The 617-nt window shown below is 77.5% G+C and carries 1 pseudogene; it reads left to right on the plus strand.

The features are described 5' to 3' along the window. Positions 1–617: pseudogene (locus HMPREF9062_RS13150) on the plus strand (DNA helicase UvrD); the annotation flags it as partial.

The following is a 617-nucleotide window of genomic DNA, read 5'->3' on the forward strand; positions in this document are numbered from 1 at the left end:
GGTCGCCGTGCGAGTGGCCTCCTCGCCCGCGCAGGAGGCGGCGCACGTCGCCCGGATGCTGCGGGGCGAGCACGTCCTGCACGGCACGGCGTGGGACCGCATGGCCGTCATCCTGAGATCGGCGGGCCGGATGCAGGCGGCCTGCCGGGAGCTGCGCCGGCGCGGCGTGCCGCTCGCCGGCACGAGCCCCGCCGTCCTTCTGCGCGCCGAACCCGCCTCCGGGGCTCTGCTGACCACCGCGCGGGCCGCCCTCGAGGGCCGTCTGGGGGAGGCCGATCGGCTTCCCGAGCGTCCGAGCGCGATGGCCCTGCTCACCAGTCCGCTTATCGGCCTGTCGGCCCTCGACCTGCGCAGGCTGCGCAGGCGTCTGCGCGCCGATCGCCCCGCCGAGCGCGTCCCGGATGAGATTCTCCTGTCCGTTCTCGCCTCCCCGCAGGAGGCCGATGCCCTGACCGAGGAGCTGGATGAGGGGCCGCTGGCCGAGCAGGCCGGACTCCTGGCGCGAGCGGCGCGCGTCGTCGCGGCCCTGCGCGGCGTCGTCGGGCAGGTGCAGGCTCCCGCCGCGGGCCGCGAGGATGCGGATGACGCTGCTGCGGGCGCCGGCGTCCGGGGGCCCG

The sequence above is a fragment of the Actinomyces sp. oral taxon 448 str. F0400 genome (genome assembly GCF_000220835.1).
Taxonomy (GTDB): domain Bacteria; phylum Actinomycetota; class Actinomycetes; order Actinomycetales; family Actinomycetaceae; genus Actinomyces.